At 69.3% G+C, this 23,297-nt stretch carries 20 protein-coding genes and 5 tRNA genes; 14 read left to right on the top strand and 11 right to left on the bottom strand.

Going from position 1 to position 23,297, the window contains the following annotated elements; all coding sequences use genetic code 11:
- The first annotated feature begins 26 nt into the window (after positions 1 to 26).
- Together ACFVWD_RS06725 and ACFVWD_RS06720 are read left to right on the top strand one after the other, a co-directional pair.
- On the top strand, positions 27 to 1,391 hold the full coding sequence (locus ACFVWD_RS06725) for a histidine kinase (protein WP_389594277.1): 1,365 nt from the start codon (positions 27 to 29) through the stop codon (positions 1,389 to 1,391).
- Complete coding sequence (locus ACFVWD_RS06720; RefSeq protein WP_168511510.1) at positions 1,388 to 2,092, top strand: response regulator transcription factor; 705 nt, start codon at positions 1,388 to 1,390, stop codon at positions 2,090 to 2,092. Before ACFVWD_RS06725 ends, ACFVWD_RS06720 begins: the two co-directional genes overlap by 4 nt.
- A 101-nt stretch (positions 2,093 to 2,193) precedes the next feature.
- On the opposite strand, the gene ACFVWD_RS06715 is transcribed toward ACFVWD_RS06720, so the two are convergent.
- The gene (locus ACFVWD_RS06715; protein WP_389594276.1) at positions 2,194 to 2,808 is read right to left on the bottom strand and encodes a YceI family protein; all 615 of its coding nucleotides are present in this window, start codon (positions 2,806 to 2,808) and stop codon (positions 2,194 to 2,196) included.
- A gap of 618 nt (positions 2,809 to 3,426) precedes the next feature.
- On the opposite strand from ACFVWD_RS06715, the gene ACFVWD_RS06710 reads away from it, so the two are divergent.
- Complete coding sequence (locus ACFVWD_RS06710; RefSeq protein ID WP_168495877.1) at positions 3,427 to 5,016, top strand: acyl-CoA carboxylase subunit beta; 1,590 nt, start codon at positions 3,427 to 3,429, stop codon at positions 5,014 to 5,016.
- A gap of 57 nt (positions 5,017 to 5,073) precedes the next feature.
- The gene (locus ACFVWD_RS06705; protein WP_067370986.1) at positions 5,074 to 5,268 is read left to right on the top strand and encodes an acyl-CoA carboxylase subunit epsilon; all 195 of its coding nucleotides are present in this window, start codon (positions 5,074 to 5,076) and stop codon (positions 5,266 to 5,268) included.
- A 215-nt stretch (positions 5,269 to 5,483) separates the two neighbouring features.
- On the opposite strand, the gene ACFVWD_RS06700 is transcribed toward ACFVWD_RS06705, so the two are convergent.
- The 8 genes from ACFVWD_RS06700 to ACFVWD_RS06665 all read right to left on the bottom strand — a co-directional run bounded on the left by ACFVWD_RS06700 (position 5,484) and on the right by ACFVWD_RS06665 (position 15,935).
- On the bottom strand, positions 5,484 to 6,065 hold the full coding sequence (locus ACFVWD_RS06700; RefSeq protein WP_026248371.1) for an ATP/GTP-binding protein: 582 nt from the start codon (positions 6,063 to 6,065) through the stop codon (positions 5,484 to 5,486).
- Positions 6,046 to 6,636: a DUF742 domain-containing protein gene (locus ACFVWD_RS06695; RefSeq protein ID WP_067370988.1), complete on the bottom strand. Its 591-nt coding sequence runs from the start codon at positions 6,634 to 6,636 to the stop codon at positions 6,046 to 6,048. The genes ACFVWD_RS06700 and ACFVWD_RS06695 overlap by 20 nt, the downstream gene beginning before the upstream one ends.
- Positions 6,637 to 6,730: 94 nt before the next feature.
- Positions 6,731 to 7,144 (bottom strand): roadblock/LC7 domain-containing protein, encoded by a 414-nt coding sequence (locus tag ACFVWD_RS06690; RefSeq protein ID WP_030948713.1) that lies wholly within the window; start codon positions 7,142 to 7,144, stop codon positions 6,731 to 6,733.
- Positions 7,145 to 7,154: 10 nt separating this feature from the next.
- Positions 7,155 to 10,358: a nitrate- and nitrite sensing domain-containing protein gene (locus tag ACFVWD_RS06685; RefSeq protein WP_389594275.1), complete on the bottom strand. Its 3,204-nt coding sequence runs from the start codon at positions 10,356 to 10,358 to the stop codon at positions 7,155 to 7,157.
- 350 nt (positions 10,359 to 10,708) lie between these two features.
- Positions 10,709 to 11,284 (bottom strand): ATP/GTP-binding protein, encoded by a 576-nt coding sequence (locus tag ACFVWD_RS06680; protein WP_054235412.1) that lies wholly within the window; start codon positions 11,282 to 11,284, stop codon positions 10,709 to 10,711.
- Positions 11,265 to 11,663, bottom strand: coding sequence for a DUF742 domain-containing protein (locus ACFVWD_RS06675; protein WP_054235411.1), 399 nt, complete (start codon positions 11,661 to 11,663; stop codon positions 11,265 to 11,267). Before ACFVWD_RS06675 ends, ACFVWD_RS06680 begins: the two co-directional genes overlap by 20 nt.
- Before the next feature lie 111 nt (positions 11,664 to 11,774).
- Positions 11,775 to 12,188 carry a roadblock/LC7 domain-containing protein gene (locus tag ACFVWD_RS06670; protein WP_010984127.1) on the bottom strand — a complete coding sequence of 138 codons (414 nt, stop codon included), beginning with the start codon at positions 12,186 to 12,188 and terminating at the stop codon, positions 11,775 to 11,777.
- A gap of 9 nt (positions 12,189 to 12,197) precedes the next feature.
- The gene (locus ACFVWD_RS06665) at positions 12,198 to 15,935 is read right to left on the bottom strand and encodes a nitrate- and nitrite sensing domain-containing protein (RefSeq protein ID WP_389594274.1); all 3,738 of its coding nucleotides are present in this window, start codon (positions 15,933 to 15,935) and stop codon (positions 12,198 to 12,200) included.
- A 598-nt stretch (positions 15,936 to 16,533) separates the two neighbouring features.
- Between ACFVWD_RS06665 and ACFVWD_RS06660 the strand changes: the two genes are divergently transcribed.
- The 9 genes from ACFVWD_RS06660 to ACFVWD_RS06620 all read left to right on the top strand — a co-directional run bounded on the left by ACFVWD_RS06660 (position 16,534) and on the right by ACFVWD_RS06620 (position 20,942).
- Positions 16,534 to 16,722, top strand: coding sequence for a hypothetical protein (locus ACFVWD_RS06660; RefSeq protein WP_067370993.1), 189 nt, complete (start codon positions 16,534 to 16,536; stop codon positions 16,720 to 16,722).
- A gap of 409 nt (positions 16,723 to 17,131) precedes the next feature.
- A complete protein-coding gene (locus ACFVWD_RS06655) occupies positions 17,132 to 17,920 on the top strand; it encodes a fumarylacetoacetate hydrolase family protein (RefSeq protein ID WP_389594273.1) in 789 nt (262 codons plus the stop codon).
- Positions 17,913 to 19,421 (top strand): glutamate--tRNA ligase, encoded by a 1,509-nt coding sequence (gene gltX, locus ACFVWD_RS06650; RefSeq protein WP_389594272.1) that lies wholly within the window; start codon positions 17,913 to 17,915, stop codon positions 19,419 to 19,421. The genes ACFVWD_RS06655 and gltX overlap by 8 nt, the downstream gene beginning before the upstream one ends.
- 191 nt (positions 19,422 to 19,612) lie before the next feature.
- Positions 19,613 to 20,344: an HAD family hydrolase gene (locus tag ACFVWD_RS06645; protein ID WP_389594271.1), complete on the top strand. Its 732-nt coding sequence runs from the start codon at positions 19,613 to 19,615 to the stop codon at positions 20,342 to 20,344.
- Between the two features lie 90 nt (positions 20,345 to 20,434).
- Positions 20,435 to 20,506: transfer RNA gene (locus tag ACFVWD_RS06640), tRNA-Gln, on the top strand.
- A 42-nt stretch (positions 20,507 to 20,548) separates the two neighbouring features.
- Positions 20,549 to 20,621 (top strand) — tRNA-Glu (locus tag ACFVWD_RS06635).
- 62 nt (positions 20,622 to 20,683) lie between these two features.
- Positions 20,684 to 20,756, top strand: a tRNA-Glu gene (locus ACFVWD_RS06630).
- Positions 20,757 to 20,777: 21 nt separating this feature from the next.
- Positions 20,778 to 20,849, top strand: a tRNA-Gln gene (locus tag ACFVWD_RS06625).
- A gap of 20 nt (positions 20,850 to 20,869) precedes the next feature.
- A tRNA-Glu gene (locus ACFVWD_RS06620) sits at positions 20,870 to 20,942 on the top strand.
- A 129-nt stretch (positions 20,943 to 21,071) separates the two neighbouring features.
- On the opposite strand, the gene ACFVWD_RS06615 is transcribed toward ACFVWD_RS06620, so the two are convergent.
- Complete coding sequence (locus ACFVWD_RS06615; RefSeq protein ID WP_389594270.1) at positions 21,072 to 21,716, bottom strand: MerR family transcriptional regulator; 645 nt, start codon at positions 21,714 to 21,716, stop codon at positions 21,072 to 21,074.
- Positions 21,717 to 21,795: 79 nt separating this feature from the next.
- Here ACFVWD_RS06615 and ACFVWD_RS06610 point away from each other — a divergent pair, with 79 nt between their 5' ends.
- Positions 21,796 to 22,329, top strand: coding sequence for a DUF4188 domain-containing protein (locus ACFVWD_RS06610; RefSeq protein ID WP_389594269.1), 534 nt, complete (start codon positions 21,796 to 21,798; stop codon positions 22,327 to 22,329).
- An 87-nt stretch (positions 22,330 to 22,416) separates the two neighbouring features.
- Here the strand turns inward: ACFVWD_RS06610 and ndgR are convergent, their stop codons facing one another.
- Positions 22,417 to 23,133, bottom strand: a complete 717-nt coding sequence (gene ndgR / locus ACFVWD_RS06605) for an IclR family transcriptional regulator NdgR (RefSeq protein ID WP_007384919.1) — start codon at positions 23,131 to 23,133, stop codon at positions 22,417 to 22,419.
- Between the last annotated feature and the right edge of the window lie 164 nt (positions 23,134 to 23,297).

Raw genomic sequence — 23,297 nt, 5'->3', positions numbered from 1 at the left:
CCCATGAACGCGGACCAGTGACTCCCATGAGCATCGACGACACCACCCACCCAGGGGCACCCTCCGACCTGCCCCTCGCGGAGGCGGAGCTCCCGTGGAACCACCCCCTGGCCCGTGGGCTGTCCCAGCTCGGCCGACGGCTCAAGCAGGGCGACCGGAACCATCCGTGGGTCCTGGACACGAGCGTGATCGTGGTCGTGGCGCTGATGTTCTGCGTGCCGGATCTGGTGCACGACGGCGACGGCCGACGACGTGCTTTCGACACCCAGGTCACCCACCTGCCCTGGCCGGTGACCGTCGCGCTGCAGGCCGGACTGGTCCTGCCGCTGCTGTGGCGGCGCCGAAGGCCGTCACTCGCCTTCGCCGTGATCGCCGCGGTGCTCTTCCTCCAGGTGGCGCTGGGAGTCTGGCTGCGCGCCGACGTCGCCCTGCTGATCGCCCTCTACAGCCTGGTGCTGCACGGACAGCTCCGGCGGCTGCCCGTGGCCTGCGCGGTCACCGCGGCCGCCCTCGGCCTTGTCGCCCTGCGGCTGCCGTCCGCGGTGTCCGTCCTGGACGCGCTGTTCTTCCTGTTCAGCACGATCACCGCGGCGGTCGCGCTCGGTCTGGCCGTACGCATCCGGCGCGCCCAGCTCGCCGTCCTGCGCGACCGCGCGACCCGTCTGGAGATCGAACGCGACCAGCGCAGCAAGCTCGCCGCCGCCGCCGAACGAACCCGGGTGGCCCGCGAGATGCACGACATCGTCGGCCATAACCTCTCCGTCATCATCACGCTCGCCGACGGTGGCGCGTACGCGACCGACATCGCACCGGAACGCGGCAAGCAGGCCCTGCTGCTCATCGGTGACACCGGGCGTCAGGCGCTGGGGGAACTGCGTCGCATGCTCGGCGTGCTGCGCGAGCAGACCCAGACCCCCGCCGCGCCCCAGCTCAGCCCCCAGCCGGGCATCGCGGACATCGACGCCCTGTGCGCCCGGATCCGCGCCGCCGGTCCCCAGGTCGTCTACCGCACGGGCGGCGAGCTGGACACCCTGGACCGCGGGGTCCAGCTGACGGTGTACCGCATAGTGCAGGAAGCACTCACCAACGCCCTCAAGCACGCGGGCCACGACACCCGCGTCGAACTCGCGGTCGGTGTCAAGGACACGCGGCTGCACATCGACGTCCACGACACCGGCCGGGGCGACGGTACCGTCCGTCCGGGGCCGCCTCAGGAGGAAGGACACGGACTCGCCGGCATGAGAGAACGCGCAGCCCTCTACAGCGGGACCGTCACCGCGGGACCCGCCCCCGGCGGAGGATGGACGGTGCGGGCCACCCTCGACCTCACTCCCCTGGCCGAGACCGGCACCGATGTCACCCCGCCGGCCGCCACGGGCGGTGCGGGGTGACCACCGTGCTCATCGTGGACGACCAGCCACTGCAACGCCTCGGTTTCCGGATGCTCCTGGAGAGCACCCCCGACACCGAGGTCGTCGGCGAGGCGGCCCACGGCGCCGACGCCGTGCGCAGGGCCGCCGAACTGCGACCGGACGTGATCCTCATGGACGTACGGATGCCCGGCATGGACGGCATCGAGGCCACCCGGCGGGTGGTCGCCTCCGGTGACCGCTCCCGCGTCCTCATCCTGACCACGTTCGACCTGGACGAATACGCCCACGCGGCGCTGCGCGCGGGAGCCAGCGGATTCCTCCTCAAGGACGCCCACCCCGAGGAACTGCTGGCCGGCATCCGCGCGGTCGCGGCGGGCGACGCGGTGATCGCCCCCGCACTGACCCGCCGCCTCCTCGATGCCTACGCCAAGCACCTGCCCCGGGATTCGCCGGGCCAGGCGGGTCAGCCAGGTGGGTCGGGTCATAGGACGGCGGACGATCCCCGGGTGCGCGCGCTCACCGAACGGGAGTACGAGATCTTCGTCGCCATCGGCCAGGGCTGGAGCAACAGCGAGATCGCCGAGCGCCTGGTCGTCGCGGAATCCACCGTGAAGACCCATGTCGGCCGGGTCCTGGCGAAGGTGGGAGCCCGTGACCGAGTCCAGGCGGTCATCCTCGCCTACGACCTCGGCCTGGCCCACCCGAACCCACCCGATTGACTCGGCGGCGGAGCGACGTACGCGGGCATGCCGAGCGCCCGCCCTCCCGCTGGGGGAGTCAGGGGGCGGGCGCGCTCAGGGCACCGGCGTGAGCCGACGGATCAGGCGTTCTTGATCGCCGAGATGTCGAAGGTGAGCTTGATCTTGTCGGAGACGAGGACGCCACCGGTCTCCAGGGCCGCGTTCCAGGTGAGGCCCCACTCGGAGCGCAGGATCTCCGCCTTGCCCTCGAAGCCGACGCGCTCGTTGCCGAAGGGGTCCTTCGCGGAGCCGTTGAACTCCAGGTCGATGGAGAGCGGCTTGGTGACGCCGAGGATCGACAGGTCGCCGGTGATCCGGTAGTCGTCGCCGCCCAGGGCCTCCGCCTTGGTGGAGCGGAAGGTCATCGTCGGGAACTCGTCGATCTTGAAGAAGTCGGAGCTCTTCAGGTGGCCGTCACGGTCCGCGGAGCCCGTCTCGATGCTCTCCATCTTGACGTCGATCGTGGCGGTGGACTTGGACGGGTCCGTGCCGTCCAGGTGCAGGGTGCCGTCGAAGTCCTTGAAGTAGCCCTTGACGTTCGTCACCATCGCGTGACGGGCGACGAAACCGATCTCCGAGTGGGACGGGTCGATCGCGTAGTCGCCGGTGAGCGCCGCGAGTTCGGGGCTCACAGCGGCGGGGGCCGTGGTCGTGGCGGCGGGGGTGTCGGTGGTCTTGCGGCCGAAGATGCCCATGACGTGCTCCTAGGGGGACGGGTCGCGGTTTCGTCGGGAGTCGAGAGCCGCGGCAGAGAGTTTGTTGAAGATTCAACGAGGCCAACAAGGGAGACAGTAGACCTATTCCGTTCAAGTTTCAACATCATCCGCCATGTGTTTACGACGGTACGTCGCGGTTCGCCGACATGCTTCCCAATGGCCACTCCCCGTTCTCGCGCGGTGACAGCCGTGGTCGCGCGTGGGTGATGGCCGCGCGGCGTCCTGTGGAAGCCGAAGAGGTCATGACGGCCTGCGTATCCTCGCCTCCAGGGCCGTCCGGTACCGCTGGTACCGCCCGGTCCACGTTCGAGACCGCTGCCTGATGCACCTGGACGGAGGCCGGGCCGATGGCTCGGTGTACGCCGAACGGGTCTCGTCCAAGGCTCCGTGTCACTCTAGGGATGGCATGGGAACCTCACGAATGTGAGCGGGCTCTCAGCCCGCGGCTTTGTGTGACCTCTACAAGCCAGATGCCCTCTGAGCAGTCAGATCGCCTGCATGCCGTCGCGGTTCTGTTCAGGGGTACCAGGAAAACGGGCCGGAGACTGTACGGAGTCGACGGCCCGCTTTTCTTGTTCGACTTCGTATGGTCGCTACATGACCGTTTTGGATGAGGCCGCACCCTCAGGCGAACCCACGGACGCACGCGGGCGCGTGGCCGAACTGCACGCGATTCGTGCGGCGGCGCTGCGAGGACCCAGCGAGAAGGCGACCGAGGCGCAGCACGCCAAGGGCAAGCTGACCGCCCGGGAGCGCATCGAGCTGCTTCTCGACCCCGGGTCCTTCCAGGAGGTCGAGCAGCTGCGCCGGCACCGGGCGACCGGGTTCGGCCTGGAGGCCAAGAAGCCGTACACCGACGGTGTCATCACCGGCTGGGGCACGGTGGAGGGCCGTACGGTCTTCGTCTACGCGCACGACTTCCGCATCTTCGGCGGCGCACTGGGCGAGGCCCACGCCACGAAGATCCACAAGATCATGGACATGGCCATCGCAGCCGGCGCGCCGCTGGTGTCCCTCAACGACGGTGCGGGCGCCCGCATCCAGGAGGGCGTCTCCGCGCTCGCCGGGTACGGCGGCATCTTCCAGCGCAACACCAAGGCCTCCGGCGTCATCCCGCAGATCTCGGTGATGCTCGGCCCGTGCGCGGGCGGCGCCGCCTACAGCCCCGCCCTGACGGACTTCGTGTTCATGGTCCGTGAGACCTCGCAGATGTTCATCACCGGCCCCGACGTCGTCAAGGCGGTCACGGGCGAGGAGATCACCCAGAACGGGCTCGGCGGCGCCGACGTCCACGCGGAGACCTCCGGTGTCTGTCACTTCGCGTACGACGACGAGGAGACCTGCATCGCGGAGGTTCGCTACCTCCTGTCGATGCTCCCGCAGAACAACCGCGAGAACCCGCCGCACGTGGCCTCGCAGGACCCCGCGGACCGCCGCTCGGACGTCCTCCTGGACCTGGTCCCGGCGGACGGCAACCGGCCGTACGACATGACGAAGGTCATCGAGGAACTCGTCGACGACGGCGACTACCTGGAGGTCCACGAGCGCTGGGCCCGCAACATCATCTGCGCGCTGGCCCGTCTGGACGGCCAGGTGGTGGGCATCGTCGCCAACCAGCCGCAGTCCCTCGCGGGCGTGCTGGACATCGAGGCCTCCGAAAAAGCTGCGCGCTTTGTCCAGATGTGTGACGCTTTTAATATTCCGATCGTCACCCTCCTGGACGTGCCCGGGTTCCTGCCCGGGGTGGACCAGGAGCACGGCGGGATCATCCGGCACGGCGCGAAGCTGCTGTACGCGTACTGCAACGCGACGGTGCCGCGGATCTCGCTCATCCTGCGCAAGGCGTACGGAGGTGCCTACATCGTCATGGACAGCCAGTCCATCGGGGCCGACCTCACCTACGCCTGGCCCACCAACGAGATCGCCGTGATGGGTGCGGAAGGTGCGGCCAACGTCATCTTCCGCCGGCAGATCGCCGAGGCCGCCGACCCCGAGGCCATGCGCGTACGCATGGTCAAGGAGTACAAGGCCGAACTCATGCACCCCTACTACGCGGCAGAGCGGGGCCTGGTCGACGACGTCATCGACCCGGCGGAGACCCGCGAGGTGCTGATCCGCTCCCTGGCCATGCTGCAGTCCAAGCACGCGGACCTGCCCTCCCGCAAGCACGGCAACCCCCCGCAGTAACCCTGCGGATCCTCCGCGGTACCGCCGCGGAAACCTCTCTCACGGAGACTGAAACCTATGGACACCCCTGACATCCGCGTCGAGAAGGGCCATGCCGAGCCCGAGGAAGTCGCCGCCATCACGGCCATCCTCCTGGCCCGCGCCGCCGCCCAGCCGGACACCACCCCGACCCACCGTGGCCGTGCGAAAGCAGGCTGGCGCCGTCTGGAGCGCGAGCCCGGCTTCCGCGCGCCGCACAGCTGGCACGGCTAGCCCCCGGCGCCTCAGCAACGGGGAAGGGCCCGCTCTGTGAAGAGCGGGCCCTTCCTTTTGTCCTTGTCCCAGGGGTCCCAGGGGTCCCAGGGGTCCCAGGGGTCCCAGGGGTCCCGGGGGTCCTAGGGGTCCCAGGGGTCCCAGGGCAAAAGAAGGGGCGCCCTCTCCATTCGGTGGAGAGGGCGCCCCTTCTTTTGCTTCGCCGCGCGCAGGCGCTACCGCAGACGTGCCATCAGGGCGTGCTCGACCAGCGTGATCAGCGCCGACTTCGCGTCGGCGCGGTGCCGGGCGTCCGTCGTGATGATCGGCGTGTCGGGGCCGATCTGAAGGGCTTCACGGACCTCGTCCGGGTTGTAAGGCTGGTTGCCGTCGAAGCCGTTGAGGGCGATGACGAACGGCAGGCCGCTGTTCTCGAAGTAGTCGACCGCGGGGAAGCAGTCGGCGAGACGGCGGGTGTCGACCAGGACGATCGCGCCGATGGCGCCGCGGACCAGGTCGTCCCACATGAACCAGAAGCGGTCCTGACCGGGGGTGCCGAACAGGTACAGGATCAGGTCCTGGTCCAGGGTGATGCGGCCGAAGTCCATGGCGACGGTGGTCGTCGTCTTGTCTCCGGTGTGCGTGAGGTCGTCGATGCCCGCGGACGCGGACGTCATGACGGCCTCGGTGCGCAGCGGGTTGATCTCCGAGACGGCCCCGACGAACGTGGTCTTGCCCACGCCGAAGCCGCCCGCCACCACGATCTTCGCGGACGTGGTGGAGCGGGAAGGCCCTCCGCTAGAGCTTGCGAAGTCCACTGAGCACCCTTTCGAGCAATGTCACGGCTGGCTGGCCGCCGGCGCTCTCGTCGCCGCCGGGCTGATGAATGGCGACCAGGCCCGCCTCCGCCAAGTCGGCGACGAGAATCCTGGCCACGCCGAGAGGGATCGTCAGCAGCGCCGAGATTTCGGCCACCGACTTGATCTCCCGGCAGAGGTTGCAGATCCGCTGATGTTCGGGCAACTGGCCCTGCATCTGGTGCGGTTGTGCGGTGGTGTGCACCAGTGCCTCGATGGCGAGCTGGTAGCGGGGCCTGGTGCGGCCGCCCGTCATCGCGTACGGGCGCACCAGAGGGTTGTTCGACGATCCCGCGGGCGCCGCCTCGGGGGTGCGTCGCTGCGGCTGCACAGGCTGGATGCGCGGCGCCGGCGGCTGGTCGTACGGCGAAGGGCCGGGGCCCTGCGGTGCGTACGGCTGCTGGCGCCGGTGGCTCGGCGCGGAGGGGAAGTTGAATCGGTTCGGGTTCTGAGAACCGTCACCCTGGCCCTGCCCCTGGCCGGGGCCGTACGACCAGTTGCCCGAAGACGAACCGCCTGGGGGTGTTGCCACTTTCTCCTCCTCCGACTGTGCCGGGCACCCATCACTGTGGGACCGCGTCCCGAAACCTTACGGCCCCGGGACGCCAATACGCACGGTCTGTCTGTTAGTTGAGAAGGCTCCCTTGGAGCTCCGCTCGAAGATCCGGGGTCAGAACCGTACCGGCACGGTCCACCAGAAGGGCCATCTCGTACCCGATGAGACCGATGTCCGCTTCGGGATGTGCAAGGACCGCGAGCGAGGAACCATCGGAAATGGACATGAGGAAGAGGAATCCTCGCTCCATCTCCACAACTGTCTGGTTCACGCTGCCGCCCTCGAAGATGCGGGACGCGCCCGCGGTCAACGAGGTCAGCCCGGACGCGACGGCCGCGAGCTGGTCGGCGCGGTCACGGGGAAAGCCTTCGGACATCGCCAGAAGGAGTCCGTCGGCGGAGACCACCACCGTGTGGGACACCCCGGGGGTGTTGTCCACGAAGTTGGTGATCAACCAGTTGAGGTTCTGCGCCGCCTGGCTCATCGGGCTCACACTAACGCTCCTGGTTGTAGGTGCTGTCAGGACCGAAGCCCTGGCCGTTCGTGTCACTACCTGCATTGCGTCCCTGCTGGACGCCGCGGCGCAGGTTGCTCAGCCTGCCCCGGATGTCCTCGGGAGCGCGGGAGACCTGGGGGCCGCCCTGTGGGGTCGTTTCCGCGGTTCCCTCGACCAGATTGGCCTTGGGCACCCGCCGGGGAAGACCGGACGAGGTGACCCCGCCCGCCTTGGGCTTCTTGAGCTGCTCGGCGCGCTGCCAGCGGTTGTCGTTGGACGTACGCCAGTCGCCGTCGCCATTGCTCGCGGTGGCCGCGGGCGGTGCCTGAACCCCCTGGGTGCCATGGTCCACGGGCCGCTGGCCGTTGGTGCCGCTCGCGGTGGATCCGCGGCGCGGCAGCCCGGCGTCGGTCAGCTCATGGGGGGCGGAGGAGGTCGGTCCCGGACGGCTGAAGCCTACGCGGTCCTGTTCACTCACGTCAGCGGCCTGCGAAGATTCCGCTTCGGGAGCGTACTCGGACGGGTAGCCGTTCCGGTACGAGTCCTGCTGCGGCCAGTCGTCCTGGTAGGACGGCTCGTCGAAGGTCGAGAAGGTGTCCGAAGCGGAACTCCGGGCTCCCGTGTGCTCCTCCTGGACCGGCTCCGCATACGCGGGTTCCGGGTAGCCGCCGTTCGACGGGAAGTACGTCTCGTCGTACGTCCCCTGCTGCGGCTCCTCGTACGCCGTCTGCTGGTCGTACGAGGCCTGCTGCTCCGCGTAGGCACCCTGCCCGTTGTCGTACCCGGGCTGCCCGTTGTCGTACGCGGGCTGGGGGGCCTCGAAGTCCTCCTGGTACCTCGGTGCCTCGATGGCCTCCGGCTGGCCCTGTGCCTGGGCCTCCAGGGCCGCTCGGCGCTCCTCACGCATCAGCGAGCGCCCGACGGGGTCGAGCTCCCGGATGTCGTCGGGGACCTCCGTGTAGCGGCTGTCGTCGAAGCCGAGTTCGGCGGCGGTGCGCATCGGCTGGGCCTGGGACTGGAAGGCCTGCTCCGGCTGGAAGCCCTGAGGCTCCGGGATGATCTGCGAGACGGTGAACTCGTCGCGCTGGAGCTGCTGTTCGCCGCCGCCACCACCGTGGGTGATCGCGTCGGGGAGCATGACGAGCGAGGTCGTACCGGCCTGCTCGCCGGAGGGGCGCAGCTGGACGCGGATGCCGTGCCGGTCGGACAGCCGGCCGACCACGAACAGGCCCATGCGCTGCGAGATCGCGGCGTCCACGGTCGGCGGGTTGGCCAGCTTGTGGTTGATGTCCGCGAAGTCCTCGGCGGTGAGGCCGATGCCCTTGTCGTGGATCTCGACCATGATGCGGCCGTCGGGCAGCCGGGTCGCGGTGACACGGACCTTGGTCTGCGGGGAGGAGAACGTGGTGGCGTTCTCCAGGAGCTCGGCGAGCAGGTGCACGAGGTCGGTCACGGCGCGGCCGTGGATCTCGGCCTCCGGGACGCCGGACAGCTCGACGCGCTCGTACTGCTCCACCTCGGAGGAGGCGGCGCGCAGCACGTCGACCAGCGGGACCGGCTGGTCCCAGCGGCGGCCGGGCTCCTCGCCGGCGAGGACCAGGAGGTTCTCGCCGTTGCGGCGCATACGGGTCGCGAGGTGGTCCAGGCGGAAGAGGTTCTCCAGCTGGTCCGGGTCGGCCTCGTTGTTCTCCAGGTCGGTGATCAGGGTCAGCTGGCCCTCGATCAGGGACTGGTTGCGGCGCGACAGGTTGGTGAAGATCGCGTTGATGTTGCCTCGCAGGAGGGCCTGCTCGGCGGCGAGCCGGACGGCCTCGCGGTGGACCTGGTCGAAGGCGCGGGCGACTTCGCCGATCTCGTCCGTGGTGGTGATCGGGATCGGTTGGACGCGGGTGTCGACGCGGCCCGGGTCGGTGCGCGAGAGCTGGTCGACCAGCATCGGCAGACGCTGCTCGGCGACCCCGAAGGCCGCGTTGCGCAGCTGGCGCATCGCGCGGCTCATCTGGCGGGCCATGAGCCCGGCCAGGATGAAGGCGGCGAGCAGGGAGATCACGACGATCGCGCCGTTGATGTAGGCCTGGCGCTGGGCGTCGGAGGCGATGCTTCCGGCGTCGTTGACGGCCCGGTCGATGAGTTCGTTCTCGATCTGGCTGTAGCCCTGGAACTTGAGGGTGGCGGCAGCCATCCAGGTCTCGGGAGTGATGCCCTGGGCGGCGAGCTGGGTGGGCGTGGCGCCGCTGGCGATCGCCTGGATCATCTTGTCCATGGCGGGCGGCGTCACGAAGGTCCCGCCCGCGGCCTCGGTCTTGCTCTTGGCCGCGGCCAGCTGGCTCTTGCCCTCGGCGGTCTTCTGCTCCATGACCGTGGTGAGCCGGACGGCGTCCGCCTCGGTACCACCGGAGACGTACTCCTGAAGAGCGATGTTCTCCAGGTACGCGTACGAGGTGAAGGAGGTGACCTGGAGCGCGTGGTTCTGCGTGTTGGTGCTGGGCTTGACCAGCAGGTGGGTGCCGATCGAGCGCTGCAGCGACTCGGCGCCCTTGGCGAGCGCGATGGCGTACACCGAACGGCCGTAGCTCGTGATGTTGCCGGTGCCCAGGCCCAGCTCGTTCGAGAACTCCATGAGGAGGTGCTCGACGGTGACGTAGCCCTCTTCGGTCTTCACCGGGTCCATGGACTTGGTGAAGGCGGCCTTGCGGATCTGGTCCAGCTGGGGCTCGGCCTTGATCACCAGGCTCAGCCGACGCTCAAGACCCTGCTTGGCCGGCATGCCGACGACTTCCTTGTGGAAGGCGTCGGCCATCTGGTCGGTGGTCGCGCGGACCTTCTTGACCGTTGTGTTGTTCCGGTCACCCTTGAGCAGTGGCTCGGCGGACACGTCGCGCTCGTTGAGCAGAGCCTCGGCGTAGTCGCTGGAGGCCGCCACGATCTTGGCGACCTTCTCGGCGTCGCGCGCCTCCTGCCAGGTGTCGATCGAGTTCTTCACCTGGAAGCCGCCCATGATGAGGCCGACGATCACGGGTATGAGCAGGATCGCGTTCAGCCTGGTGGGTACGCGCCAGTTACGGGGGGACAGACGACCGCCGCTCGGCGCGGGCGCCGGCGTGGGCTCCGGGACGGGCACCTGTGCGGGCGCCGCGCCGCGCGGCGGCGGGGTGAAGTTGCCCCGTGCCGACGGCTCGGGACCGTTCTTGCTTCGCCTCACTCGACCAACAACCTCTCGGCGTCGGCACCTACGTTGTGCCGCGGTGTCTCCAGCGCCCTTGACTACTGGGCAGTTCAGCGCATTCCAGCACGTCAGGCAGCGCCCTTCCAAACACTCGGAACCGCTGTTTCCGAGTGACGTATCCCCTAGATAAAACGGTCATAAAGAGCGAGCCCCGTCAAAAGACGGGGCTTTTGTGAGCGCAGCGACACCGAATGACCGCGATGCGTGTCGGTGTCCACCGAATTCCATGTCGAAACGTTATGAACACTGTGGCCGACCGTGTCAAACGACACAGCCGGCTCCAATGTCCCTACGACAACTGTCTTATGAAGCTGTCGACTTGAGTGCTACCGCAGACGTGCCATGAGCGCGTGCTCGACCAGCGTGATCAGCGCGCTCTTCGCATCCGCACGGTGCCGGGCGTCCGTCGTGATGATCGGGGCGTCCGGTCCGATCTGGAGCGCCTCGCGCACCTCTTCGGGGTTGTAGGGCTGATGTCCGTCGAAGCCGTTGAGGGCGATGACGAACGGCAGACCGCTGTTCTCGAAGTAGTCGACCGCGGGGAAGCAGTCGGCCAGGCGGCGGGTGTCGACCAGGACGACGGCACCGATGGCGCCGCGGACCAGGTCGTCCCACATGAACCAGAAGCGGTCCTGCCCCGGCGTACCGAAGAGGTACAGGATCAGGTCCTGGTCCAGGGTGATGCGGCCGAAGTCCATGGCGACGGTGGTCGTCGTCTTGTCTCCGGTGTGCGTGAGGTCGTCGATGCCGGCGGACGCGGACGTCATGACGGCCTCGGTGCGCAGCGGGTTGATCTCCGAGACGGCGCCGACGAACGTGGTTTTACCCACGCCGAAGCCTCCCGCCACCACGATCTTCGCGGAGGTGGTCGTCCTACCTCCGTCAGAGCTTGCGAAGTCCACTGAGCACCCTTTCGAGCAAAGTCACGTCCGGCGCGCCGCCGTTGTTCTCATCGCCGCCAGGCTGGTGAATGGCGACGAGTCCGGCCTCCGCGAGGTCCGCGACGAGGATCCTGGCCACACCGAGCGGCATGGACAGGAGGGCCGACACCTCGGCCACCGACTTGACCTCACGGCACAGGTGGCAGATCCGCTGGTGCTCGGGGAGCAGCCCCATCAGCTGCGCGGGGTCGGCCGTAGTGCTGATCAGCGCCTCGATGGCGAGTTGGTACCGCGGCCGGGTCCGGCCGCCGGTCATCGCGTACGGACGTACCAGCGGCTGGTCGCCCTCGTCCCCGTACGGCTGTGCGTACGGATCATGAGAGGCGGTGGGCGGGGTCATGAATCCTCCGGACGGGACAGCAAGTCGGTCATTCGTGCCGTCTGTTGGGGCCGGTGGGGGGATTGTGGCGGCCGGACGGTGATTTCGTGCAGTCTCTAGAACCAGGGCCCTTTAGTGGAGCAGACTTCCCTGGAGTTCAGCGCGCAGGTCCGGCGTGAGTACGGCACCCGCCCGATCGACGAGCAGCGCCATCTCGTAGCCGACGAGGCCGATGTCGCACTCCGGGTGGGAGAGGACCGCCAGGGACGAGCCGTCCGAGACGGACATGAGGAAGAGGAAGCCGCGCTCCATTTCGACGACCGTCTGGGCCACCGTGCCGCCCTCGAAGATCCGGGAGGCCCCGGCGGTCAGCGAGGTCAGACCGGAGGCGACGGCCGCAAGCTGGTCGGCGCGGTCGCGTGGGAATCCTTCGGACATGGCCAGAAGGAGCCCGTCGGCGGACACGACGACGGTGTGGGACACCCCGGGGGTGTTGTCCACAAAGTTGGTGATCAACCAGTTCAGGTTCTGTGCCGCCTGGCTCATCGGGCTCAACTAACGCTCCTGCTGGTGAGTGGGGCTGGGGAAGCTGCCGGTCTGGCCGGTACCGGCCTGTCGACCCTGCTGAATGCCCCTACGGAGATTGGTCAGCCGGCCGCGTACGTCATCAGGCGCACGGGAGACCTGCGGACCAGTTTGGTGCTGTTGCTGCTGTGCCGTGCCCGCGACGAGGTTGGCTCGCGGGACGCGGCGCGGCAGGCCTGAGGTGGTGACCCCGCCCGCCGACGGTTGACGGACGCGTTCTGCCTGCCGGACGAGGTCGTCGTTCGGCGAGGTGCGCCAGTTGGCGGAGGCCGGTGCGGCGGCCGGCCGTTGCGGTGGTGCTGTGGGGGTCTGCGGCGGCTGCTGCGAGGGCTGCGAGCCGTTGGTGTGGACGCCGTTGTTCTGGGCGCCGTTGTGAGCTCCGTTGGGGGAGCCGTTCTGGGCGCCGTTCGCCTGACCGTGGAACCAGTTGGTCTCCAGCGTGTCGTACAGCGGCGTACGTCCGTCACCGGGGCCCGTCGCCGGAGGCAGCGCCTCGGGCTCCTGCGGACGCGTGGGCCGCTGCTGCGGAGGCGCCGGGCGCTCGAACTGGCCGGTGGACGAGGGGTCCTGGCGGTTGCCGTAGCCGGGCGTCGCGAACTGGCCGGTCGACGACGGGTCCTGGGAGGCGCCGTAGCCGGGCGTCGCGAACTGGCCCGTGGACGACGGGCCCTGGGAGGCGCCGTAGCCCGGGGTGGCGAACTGGCCCGTGGTGGACGGGCTCGGGGCGGCCGGAGCCGTGCCCGAGGGGCCGTACACGTCGGGGCGGACGAACTGACCGCTGTTCTGCCCGTTGTTCTGCGGCGCGTTCACGCCGGGGCGCGGGGCGTCGAAGTCGGGACGAGGGAATCCCGCAGTGGCGGCGGGACCCTGACGGTCGTCGATCCGCGGCATCTCCGAGGTCGCGGCCGGGTCCTGCCGGTCGTCGATCCGCGGCATGCGCGAAGTGGAGTCGGGTTCCTCGTGACCGCGCGGGGCGTCGAGGGACGCGCGCGGCACCGGCGGCTGCGCGTTGTCGTCGCTCCAGCTCGGCCGGGACTGCTGCGGGCTGCCACCGGGCAGTTCGGCCCGCGGACCCCCGCGTCCGGGCAGCTGCGGCCTGCGGCGGCCGCCGCCCTTGTTGCCCGCGGGCTGCTGCGGAGGAGCGGCCGCGGGGCCGCTGTTGTCACCGAAGTCGAAGCCCTGGCGGGTTGCGGGTCCGTCTCCGAAGCCCTGGGGGGCGCCGGTTCCGGCGGCCTGCAAGCCCTGCGGACCCTGTCCGAATGCGCCCGCACCGGCCGGGGCCGGCCTGCCCTGCTGCTGGTTGCCGGGACTCTGCGGTCCACGCGCTCCACCCGGGGCGCCGCCAGGACGACCGCCCTGGTTGCTGCCGGGGAGCGCGGCCCGCGGACCCTGACCGGCGCCGACCTGTCCGCGCTGCGGCTGGGCACCGAGGAGACCGCCGCCGCCACCGGCGGGGGCACCCGCCCCGAGGGACGGACTGCCGCCCTGGCCGCCGCGGCGGGCCGCCGCGACACCGGCCGAGGCCTGTGCGGCGGCCGGACCACCGGAACCACCCGGACCCGGCTTGCCCGGAGCCTTCTTGCCGCCCTGGGCGACATCGACGGGGAGCATGACGAGTGCGGTGGTGCCACCGGAGTCGGACGGACGCAGCTGGATACGGATGCCGTGGCGCTGCGACAGACGACCGACCACGAACAGACCCATGCGGCGGGAGACGGAGACGTCCACGGTGGGCGGCGAGGCGAGCCGCTCGTTGATCGCGGCCAGGTCCTCGGGGGAGAGGCCGATACCGGTGTCGTGGATCTCGATCAGCACGCGGCCGTCGGGCAGCGCGTGACCGGTGACCTTGACCTTGGTCTGCGGGGAGGAGAACGAGGTGGCGTTCTCGAGGAGCTCGGCGAGCAGGTGCACGAGGTCGTTGACGACTCGTCCGGCGACCTGCGTCGTCGGGACCGAGGACAGCTCGATGCGCTCGTACTGCTCCACCTCGGAGGCGGCGGCGCGGAGCACGTCGACCAGCGGGACCGGGCGGGTCCAGCGGCGGCCGGGCTCTTCACCGGCGAGAACGAGGAGGTTCTCACCGTTACGGCGCATGCGGGTCGCGAGGTGGTCGAGCTTGAAGAGGGAGGACAGCTGGTCCGGGTCTGCCTCGCGGGACTCCAGCTCGGAGATGAGCGAGAGCTGACGCTGGATGAGGCCCTGGGAGCGGCGCGAGAGGTTGGTGAACATCGCGTTGACGTTGCCTCGCAGGAGGGCCTGCTCGGCGGCCAGTCGGACGGCCTCGCGGTGCACGTCGTCGAAGGCCGCGGCCACCTGGCCGATCTCGTCCCGGGAGTGCACACCGACGGACTCGACGGAGGTGTCGACGTCCTGCGGGTCGGACTCGGAGAGCTGCTTGACCAGCTCGGGCAGACGGTCCTGGGCGACCTTGGTCGCGGTGTCCTGGAGCCGGCGCAGCGAGCGGATCATGGAGCGGGCCACGACGAAGGCGCCGACGAGAGAGACGCCGAGGACCAGCAGGATCAGCGCACCGGAGATGATCGCCTCCTGCTGGGAGGCGTTCTTCAGCTCACGGGCCTTCTGCTCCATCTGGTTGAGCAGCGTCAGCTCGATCTTCGACATCTGCTCGATCTTGGCCGTGTCGTCGTCGACCCAGTCCTTGTACGAGCGCTTGTCCTGGGTGTTCAGACCGCCCGTCGAGCCGAGTACGCGGTTGGAGTACGCGTCGGCGGCCTGGATGGTCGGGTTGCCCTGGTCGATCGGCTTGGTGAGGTCTTCCGCCCCGCTGCCGTAGATGCTCGCGAAGCTGGTGCGCTCGGAGGCCTCGCTGTCCTGCGCGGAGTTCGCGTACAGCCGGTCGTTCTCGGAGAGCTGGCCGAAGGTGGTGTTGCCCGCGGGCAGCGCGGCGGCGATGACGGCGCGCTGGACGGAGGCGTACTCCTTGGCGGAGGAGAAGGCCGACAGGGCGCGGGTGCGCGAGATCATCTCCGGGTTGCTGGTCGCCTCGGCCATGTCCTGGGAGAGGTTGATCAGCTGGGTGATGAGGCGGTGGTACCCGTCGACCGTCTGCGAGGAGTTCTTGGCGTCGCTGTAGGCGCCGTTGCGGATGGTGCTCAGCTTGTTCAGCTCGCCCGCGATGGCCACGAGGCTGTCACGGACACCGGTGAGCTGTCCGTTCGCGCTGGCGGTGTCGATCTCCTGGGTGCCCTCGATGAACTGCTGCTTGGCGACGTCCGTCGCGTCGCGGACTCCCTTGACCGTGATGTCGGTGGGCTTCGCGCCGTGCGCGAGCGGGCCGGCCGACTGGTCGCGCTCCTTCTGGAGGGCGGCGGCGAGCTCGGTCGCCTGCTTGGTCATGTCGGTCAGCAGCTTCATGTTGTCGAGCTGCTGGATGTCGTCCATCGACTGGTTGATGCGCAGGGCACCCAGGGTGGTCGCGGCGACCACGGGGAGCGCGAGCAGCGACACCAGACGCGTGGAGATGCGCCAGTTGCGCAGGGCTATTCGGGAGCCGGGGCCGGGGGGACCGCTCGGCTTCGCGGGTGGTTGGTCGGGAGCCTTCGCGCCGGGGCGCGCGGAGCGCTCACCGCCGCCGAGTTCTGATTGTCCCGGGTTCTGGGCGTGCTGGGGCGAGGAACCGCGGTCGGTCCCGCCGTGCGGCTCCGGCTCCGCCGAAGCGCTGCCATCCCTCTTGAAACGTCCCTGCACTAGCGTCGCAACCTCTGGACCAGGCGCCCCTCCGCGAAAACGGCGGGACGGTGTCGGCGTCGTTCAGGGGCGCAGGCGCACCCCCAGGTGTGGTCGTGAGTGACCGGCGCTGCTCCCCCTTCCCGCCGCCACCCGGCGCTGAGTCGCGCCCCCTGTGCGCCGGTTCGATCCCGCAGCGGTCCGTGGAATTCCAGCACAGTGCAGGATCTCCAACAAGGCCCGTGTACCAGGCTGTGACCACCGTGACACCTTGTGAGGGATGCGTTACGAGACGTAGAAAGTGATCTCGTACATAAAGGGCGTATGCCTACGAGCCATGGGTTCGCGAGGGGTGTCCCAGTCGCGATGATCAGGAGCGGAATGTTGGGTTCAGTGGAGCAATGTCCGTTTCGCCGAGCTGGGTTGGCGGCCTGAATTGACCGGTTTGCCTGCTAGTAAGTGAGCAAACTCACACGGCGATCATGAGGTCTTCACGGCTTCGACCGGGAATTGCATGTTTAGCCTGACGCTTTACAGGGATGGCAAATCCGACAACCCGCGCCGACCCGGCGGTCCTTGACCCCCCGCGGCGCCCACCAAGACGAGGTCTGGGACAACAGTGAAGACGACGATGATGTTCCGCAACATAGCCAACCCGCGACGCACCACGCTGGCGCACCTCGAGGACGCCGACGCGCTGCAGACGCCGGAGCAGCCGGAGCACTCGGTCGACCTCCCCACCCAGACCGCCAACCCCCGCCGCACCATCCTGATGGAAGCCCCGGTCACGGCCGCCGTCGCCGAGTAATACGCACGCGGACCGCCGCCGACTCACTGCACCGGGGGTCGGCCGCCGCAGGTGGCTGATGGGCCGCCCGACGCCGACGGCCGGCGGACGGCACGCATGGTCGACGGTCGCCCCGCGCACTTGGTCGACGGCCGACCGCCACATACGGCCGATGGCCGGCGGGGCATGCGGGTGATGCCCTCCGGCGCTGGTGGTCGGCGGTGGCCACGCACGGCGGAGAGCGAAGCGGCACGCACGGTGGACGGCGAACCGGCACGCACGGTGGACAGCGAACCGGCGCACACGGTGGACACCGCCTGGCGCACACGGCTTGCGGCCCACCGGCGGATATACGCGAAGCTCGGCCCCCTCCCCGCGTTAGCCTGGAGCGTCAGACTCCAGCCAGCTCAGTGAGGGGCGCAAGGATCCCGTGCGCATCGCCAGATTCTCCATCGACGGCAACGTCGCTTTCGGCGCGGTCGAGGGCGACAAGCCGGACGAACTCGTCCTCGACATCATCAAGGGCATTCCGTTCGCGGACTTCGAGCTCTCCGGTACGAAGGTCCCGCTGAGCAAGGTGCGGCTGCTGCCGCCGGTGCTCCCGAACAAGGTCGTGGCCTTCGGCCGCAACTACGCGGAGCACGCGAAGGAGCTCGGCAACGAGGTGCCCGACGCCCCGTTCGCCTTCTTCAAGCCGTCGACCTCGGTGATCGGCCCCGGCGACGACATCCAGTACCCCTCCTTCTCCAGCGAGCTGCACCACGAGGCCGAGCTCGCCGTGGTCATCGGCCGCATGTGCCGCGAGGTCCCGCGCGAGCGCGTCAAGGACGTCATCCTCGGTTACACCTGCGCCAACGACGTCACCGCGCGTGACGTCCAGAAGCGCGAGAAGCAGTGGGCCCGGGCCAAGGGCTTCGACAACTCCTGCCCGCTCGGCCCCTGGGTGGAGACGGACCTCGACCTCGCCGCGATCGCCGAGGGCATCACGATCCAGTGCACGGTCAACGGCTCGCAGCGCCAGCTCGGCCGCACCAGCGAGATGATCCACTCCGTCGAGGACCTGATCGTCAACATCACCGAGGCCATGACGCTGCTCCCCGGCGACGTGATCCTCACCGGCACCCCGGCTGGGGTCGGCCCCCTGAACGTCGGCGACGAGGTCGCCGTCACCATCGAAGGCATCGGCACTCTCACCAACAAGGTGATCAAGCGTGGCTAACGCGAACTCCCCCAAGTCCTCGACTCCGCTCGGACAGGGGGTGCCCCCACGCGTACGTTTCTGTCCGTCCCCGACCGGCAACCCCCACGTGGGCCTGGTCCGCACCGCCCTGTTCAACTGGGCGTTCGCCCGGCACAACGAAGGCACCCTGGTCTTCCGCATCGAGGACACCGACGCGGCCCGCGACTCCGAGGAGTCGTACAACCAGCTGCTCGACTCGATGCGCTGGCTGGGCTTCGACTGGGACGAGGGCCCCGAGATCGGCGGCCCGCACGCGCCGTACCGCCAGTCGCAGCGCATGGACATCTACAAGGATGTCGCCCAGAAGCTGCTGGACGCCGGCCACGCGTACCACTGCTACTGCTCCACCGAGGAGCTGGACGCCCGCCGCGAGGCCGCCCGCGCCGCCGGCAAGCCCTCCGGCTACGACGGCCACTGCCGCGACCTCACCGACGAGCAGAAGGCCGCCTACGTGGCCGAGGGCCGCACGTCCATCGTCCGCTTCCGGATGCCCGACGAGGCGATCACCTTCGACGACCTGGTCCGCGGTGAGATCACGTACCTCCCGGAGAACGTCCCGGACTACGGCATCGTCCGTGCCAACGGCGCGCCGCTGTACACCCTGGTCAACCCGGTCGACGACGCCCTGATGGAGATCACCCACGTCCTGCGCGGCGAGGACCTGCTCTCCTCCACCCCGCGGCAGATCGCCCTCTACAAGGCGCTGACCGAGCTGGGCATCGCCAAGGAGACCCCGGCCTTCGGCCACCTCCCGTACGTGATGGGCGAAGGCAACAAGAAGCTCTCCAAGCGCGACCCGGAGTCCTCGCTCAACCTCTACAGGGAGCGCGGTTTCCTCCCCGAGGGCCTGCTGAACTACCTCTCCCTGCTCGGCTGGTCGCTCTCGGCGGACCGCGACATCTTCTCCATCGACGAGATGGTCGCCGCCTTCGACGTCACGGACGTGAACCCGAACCCGGCCCGCTTCGACCTGAAGAAGTGCGAGGCGATCAACGCCGACCACATCCGCCTGCTCGACGTGAAGGACTTCACCGAGCGCTGCGCCCCCTGGCTGCGGGCCCCGTTCGCCCCCTGGGCGCCGGAGGACTTCGACGAGGCGAAGTGGCAGGCGATCGCCCCGTACGCCCAGTCGCGGATGAAGGTCCTCTCCGAGATCACGGACAACGTCGACTTCTTGTTCCTGCCGGAGCCGGCCGTCGACGAGGCCTCCTGGACGAAGGCCATGAAGGAGGGCAGCGACGCCCTGCTCCGCACGGCCCGCGAGAAGCTGGACGCCGCCGACTGGTCCTCCCCGGAGTCCCTCAAGGAGGCCGTCCTGGCCGCCGGTGAGGAGCACGGCCTCAAGCTCGGCAAGGCACAGGCCCCGGTCCGCGTCGCCGTCACCGGCCGCACGGTGGGCCTGCCGCTCTTCGAGTCCCTGCAGATCCTGGGCAGGGAGAAGACCCTGGCCCGCATCGACGCGGCGCTGGCGAAGCTGTAGCCGCACGTCGTACGACGAGACGAGGGGGCGACGTCCGGTTCGGACGCCGCCCCCTCGTCGTGTGCCGTGGCGCCGCGCCCGGCCCAATTTCCGCCCGTGGGGCGGCGGTCGAGGCCGTCGCCGACGGTTCACCGGCGTGACAAGCGTCAACCGGCCGACACGGGAAGCACACTCCGGGATACCGTCGAACCATGACCATCAGGGCCGTGATCTGGGACGTGGACGACACCCTCTTCGACTACACCACCGCCGACCGCACCGGCATGCACGGTCACCTGGCGGCCGAGGGGCTGCTCGACGCGTACGAGTCCGCCGAGCAGGCCCTCGCGCACTGGCGGGAGATCACCGACCAGCAGTGGGCGCGCTTCTCGGCGGGGGAGACCGACTTCGAGGGGCAGCGCCGGGACCGTGTCCGGGTCTTCCTGGGCGAGCGGCTGACGGACGCCGAGGCCGACGCCTGGTTCCAGCGGTACCTCACGCACTACGAGGCCGCCTGGACCCTCTTCCCGGACGTGCTGCCCGTCCTGGACGCCCTCGCCGCCAGCCACCGGCACGGGGTGCTGTCGAACTCCAGCCTCACCGTCCAGGACCGCAAGCTGCGCGTCCTCGGCGTGCGCGACCGCTTCGAGGCCGTCCTGTGCGCCGCCGAGCTCGGCGTCTCCAAGCCGGACGCCCAGGCCTTCCACGCGGCCTGCGAGGCCCTGGAACTCGCCCCGCGGCACGTCGCGTACGTCGGCGACCACCCGGAGATCGACGGGCGGGGAGCCGCCGACGCCGGTCTGCTGTCGGTCTGGCTCGACCGCGAGGGCGGCCGGGCCGTCGGCGACACGCCCGTCGGCCCGCACCGGATCGCCTCGCTGTCCGAACTCCCCGCGATCGTCGGCGCCGATACCCGTTTTGGAGCGCCGTCCACCTTCAGGTAATGTTCTTCCTGCGCCGCCGAGAGCGGGCCGAAAGGTCCGAAACCGGAGGCGCAAGCTAAAACAAGATCCCCGCAGGGGATTGAGTTTCAGTGGCCTATGGTGTAATTGGCAGCACGACGGTTTCTGGTTCCGTTAGTCTAGGTTCGAGTCCTGGTAGGCCAGCTCGCAGAGCTTATCTGCACACGCGGAGACCAGCTCCGCGACGCCCCCGTTGTGTAGCGGCCTAGCACGCTGCCCTCTCACGGCAGTAGCGCCGGTTCGAATCCGGTCGGGGGTACAGATCCTTCCCAGGAAGGCAGTCCGGGTCGCACCCGCTGCCTCTCATGCAGGATCGCTAGGGCCCCCGTTGTGTAGCGGCCTAGCACGCCGCCCTCTCAAGGCGGTAGCGCCGGTTCGAATCCGGTCGGGGGTACGCAGTGGTCTAGACCATCTTTGGGCTATGGTGTAATTGGCAACACGACGGTTTCTGGTTCCGTTGTTCTAGGTTCGAGTCCTGGTAGCCCAGCTGGATCAGTTGTGATCCTTGCCCCCGTTGTGTAGCGGCCTAGCACGCCGCCCTCTCAAGGCGGTAGCGCCGGTTCGAATCCGGTCGGGGGTACGTGAGTTCGATGGGCCTCCACTTCGGTGGGGGTCCATCGGCGTTTACGGGGTCCGGAGCCGACGGTCCCGCCCCTGGGTTCACGGACTCCGCCGTCCCGCACTCCGCCCGCCCCGGATGCCGTACGCGTCACTCGATGCCGTAGCGCCGGGCCGACTCCTCCTCCTGGGCCAGTCGGTGCAGCGCCTTGAGGACCGGCTCGAAGAGAATCGCCGCCGCGACCGCCGTCTCGACCTTCTCCTCCTCCGAGGGATGCTTCTCCAGGAAGTCCAGGTCGCGGACAGCCGCCTGGTGCATCAACTGTGCGTACGGTGCCATGAGTTCGGCGTCCCAGGCGTAGCCGAGCCGGATGAGCGTGGCCACCGCCGACACCAGGGAGCGGTGCACGGGGGAGAGGGTGCTGAGCTCCCGGGCGCTCTCCCAGCCCAGCGACTCCAGCAGCCGGTCCACCTCGTGGCGCGCGGACTGGACGGCCGGGTCCCGCTCGTCCGGTTCGGGCTCCTGCGGCAGCGCCCACAGGGCCGCGCCCAGCCGGATCGTCCGGCCCAGGGACTCGTCGTCGACGTGCCCGAGGATCTCCTTGGCCGTGGCCACGGGGACCCGGCCCGCCTGGATCAGTGCCCGCACCAGCCGCAGCCGGCGCAGATGGCTCTCGTCGTACTCCGCCGTCGTCGCACTGATCCGGCGGCCCGGAGCCAACAGCCCCTCGCGCAGGTAGTACTTGATCGTCGCGGTGGACACCCCGCTGCGCTCGCTCAACTCCGACAGCCGCATCCCTTGCGCCCTTCCTTGGGTGGCGGCACTATCCAAACAGACGCCATCGGATAGTGCCGCTAACCAATAGGGGGACGACATGTTCGGGAAGCCCGTGGCCGCAGGCCGTACCACCGCGGCGGCCGAGGGGGACGTGGTCGTCCTGCTGATCGGCATGCGTGTCAACCACTTCTGGGCGGTGCACCAATGGGTACCGGTGTTCTTCGCCATGCTGCGCATGGTGCGCGACCTGGAGAAGGACGGCAGTCGAGGCCTGCTCGGCAGGGTGCTGCTGACGGCGTCACCACGGACGTACTACGTCGTCCAGTACTGGGAGTCCAAGGAGAAGCTGTACGCGTACGCGTCGGCGCCCGACATGTTCCATCACAGGGTGTGGGCGATCATCAACCGCAAGGAACGGGCGGGGAAGGTGCGGCAGCACGTGGGGATCTGGCACGAGGCGTATGTGGTGCCGGAGGGGTCGTACGAGTCGATCTACGCGGACATGCCGCCCTTCGGGCTCGCGGCCGCGTACGGGGCGTTGCCCGTGGAGAAGCGGGGGCGGCGGGCGGCGGACCGGTTCGCTCACCGGTCGCCCAGGGCGGGGGCGGAGGCCGGGACAGCGGCGGGTTGATCGGATCGTGCGGGTAGGTGTCCGGGGGGTGAGCCTGCCGCGGCGTTGAGGCCGGCTCGTCCCCCGGTGTCGTACTGGAGGTGTGGCTCAGCCCGTGCGGCGGAGGGCCTCGGAGAGACGGGCGGCGGCGTCGATGACCGCCTGGGCGTGCATACGGCCCGGGTGGCGGGTCAGGCGCTCGATCGGACCGGAGACCGAGACGGCGGCCACCACCCGGTTCGAGGGACCGCGTACGGGCGCGGAGACCGACGCGACGCCCGGCTCGCGCTCGCCGATCGACTGAGCCCAGCCCCGGCGCCGTACACCCGAGAGCGCCGTGGCGGTGAAGCGGGCGCCCTGGAGACCGCGGTGCAGGCGCTCCGGCTCCTCCCAGGCCATCAGGATCTGCGCCGAGGAGCCGGCCTTCATCGTCAGCGTCGAGCCGACCGGGACCGTGTCCCGCAGGCCGGACAGACGCTCGGCCGCGGCGACGCAGATGCGCATGTCGCCCTGGCGGCGATAGAGCTGGGCGCTCTCGCCCGTGATGTCGCGCAGGTGCGTGAGCACCGGGCCGGCCGTCGCGAGGAGACGGTCCTCGCCCGCGGCCGCGGCCAGCTCGGCGAGGCGGGGGCCGAGAATGAAGCGGCCCTGCATGTCACGCGCCACCATGCGGTGGTGTTCAAGTGCCACGGCGAGGCGATGTGCCGTGGGTCGTGCCAGTCCGGTCGCCGCGACCAGTCCCGCGAGGGTGGCCGGACCGGACTCCAGAGCGCTCAGGACAAGGGCTGCCTTGTCCAGAACGCCGACGCCGCTACTGTTGTCCATGCAACGATACTCGCGTCTCACTCTGTGAAACGCAAGTTCAATTTTCGGTGGAACGCGCCACCCTTGTAGACACAGCGGCCCGCGGACCAACGGGCCCGGTGGAGGGCGTCCGGACGAGGGGTACGGACGCCGCCGCCCCGGAAATCTCTAGTTGGGCCGGCGCC

Source organism: Streptomyces sp. NPDC058086 (assembly GCF_042885015.1).
Taxonomy (GTDB): domain Bacteria; phylum Actinomycetota; class Actinomycetes; order Streptomycetales; family Streptomycetaceae; genus Streptomyces.
The sequence above is the reverse complement of the archived record's forward strand: the minus strand, read 5'-3'. Positions and strand labels throughout refer to the sequence as shown.

Bases quoted from the DNA above. Each gene is read 5' to 3' on its own strand.
- ACFVWD_RS06710 (WP_168495877.1), top strand. From the start codon at position 3,427: ATGACCGTTTTGGATGAGGCCGCACCCTCAGGCGAACCCACGGACGCA.
- ACFVWD_RS06615 (WP_389594270.1), bottom strand. From the start codon at position 21,716: ATGCGGCTGTCGGAGTTGAGCGAGCGCAGCGGGGTGTCCACCGCGACG.
- ACFVWD_RS06725 (WP_389594277.1), top strand. From the start codon at position 27: ATGAGCATCGACGACACCACCCACCCAGGGGCACCCTCCGACCTGCCC.
- ACFVWD_RS06645 (WP_389594271.1), top strand. From the start codon at position 19,613: ATGACCATCAGGGCCGTGATCTGGGACGTGGACGACACCCTCTTCGAC.
- ACFVWD_RS06705 (WP_067370986.1), top strand. From the start codon at position 5,074: ATGGACACCCCTGACATCCGCGTCGAGAAGGGCCATGCCGAGCCCGAG.
- ACFVWD_RS06610 (WP_389594269.1), top strand. From the start codon at position 21,796: ATGTTCGGGAAGCCCGTGGCCGCAGGCCGTACCACCGCGGCGGCCGAG.
- ACFVWD_RS06675 (WP_054235411.1), bottom strand. From the start codon at position 11,663: ATGACCCCGCCCACCGCCTCTCATGATCCGTACGCACAGCCGTACGGG.
- ACFVWD_RS06715 (WP_389594276.1), bottom strand. From the start codon at position 2,808: ATGGGCATCTTCGGCCGCAAGACCACCGACACCCCCGCCGCCACGACC.
- ACFVWD_RS06690 (WP_030948713.1), bottom strand. From the start codon at position 7,144: ATGAGCCAGGCGGCGCAGAACCTCAACTGGTTGATCACCAACTTCGTG.
- ndgR (WP_007384919.1), bottom strand. From the start codon at position 23,133: ATGGACAACAGTAGCGGCGTCGGCGTTCTGGACAAGGCAGCCCTTGTC.
- ACFVWD_RS06670 (WP_010984127.1), bottom strand. From the start codon at position 12,188: ATGAGCCAGGCGGCACAGAACCTGAACTGGTTGATCACCAACTTTGTG.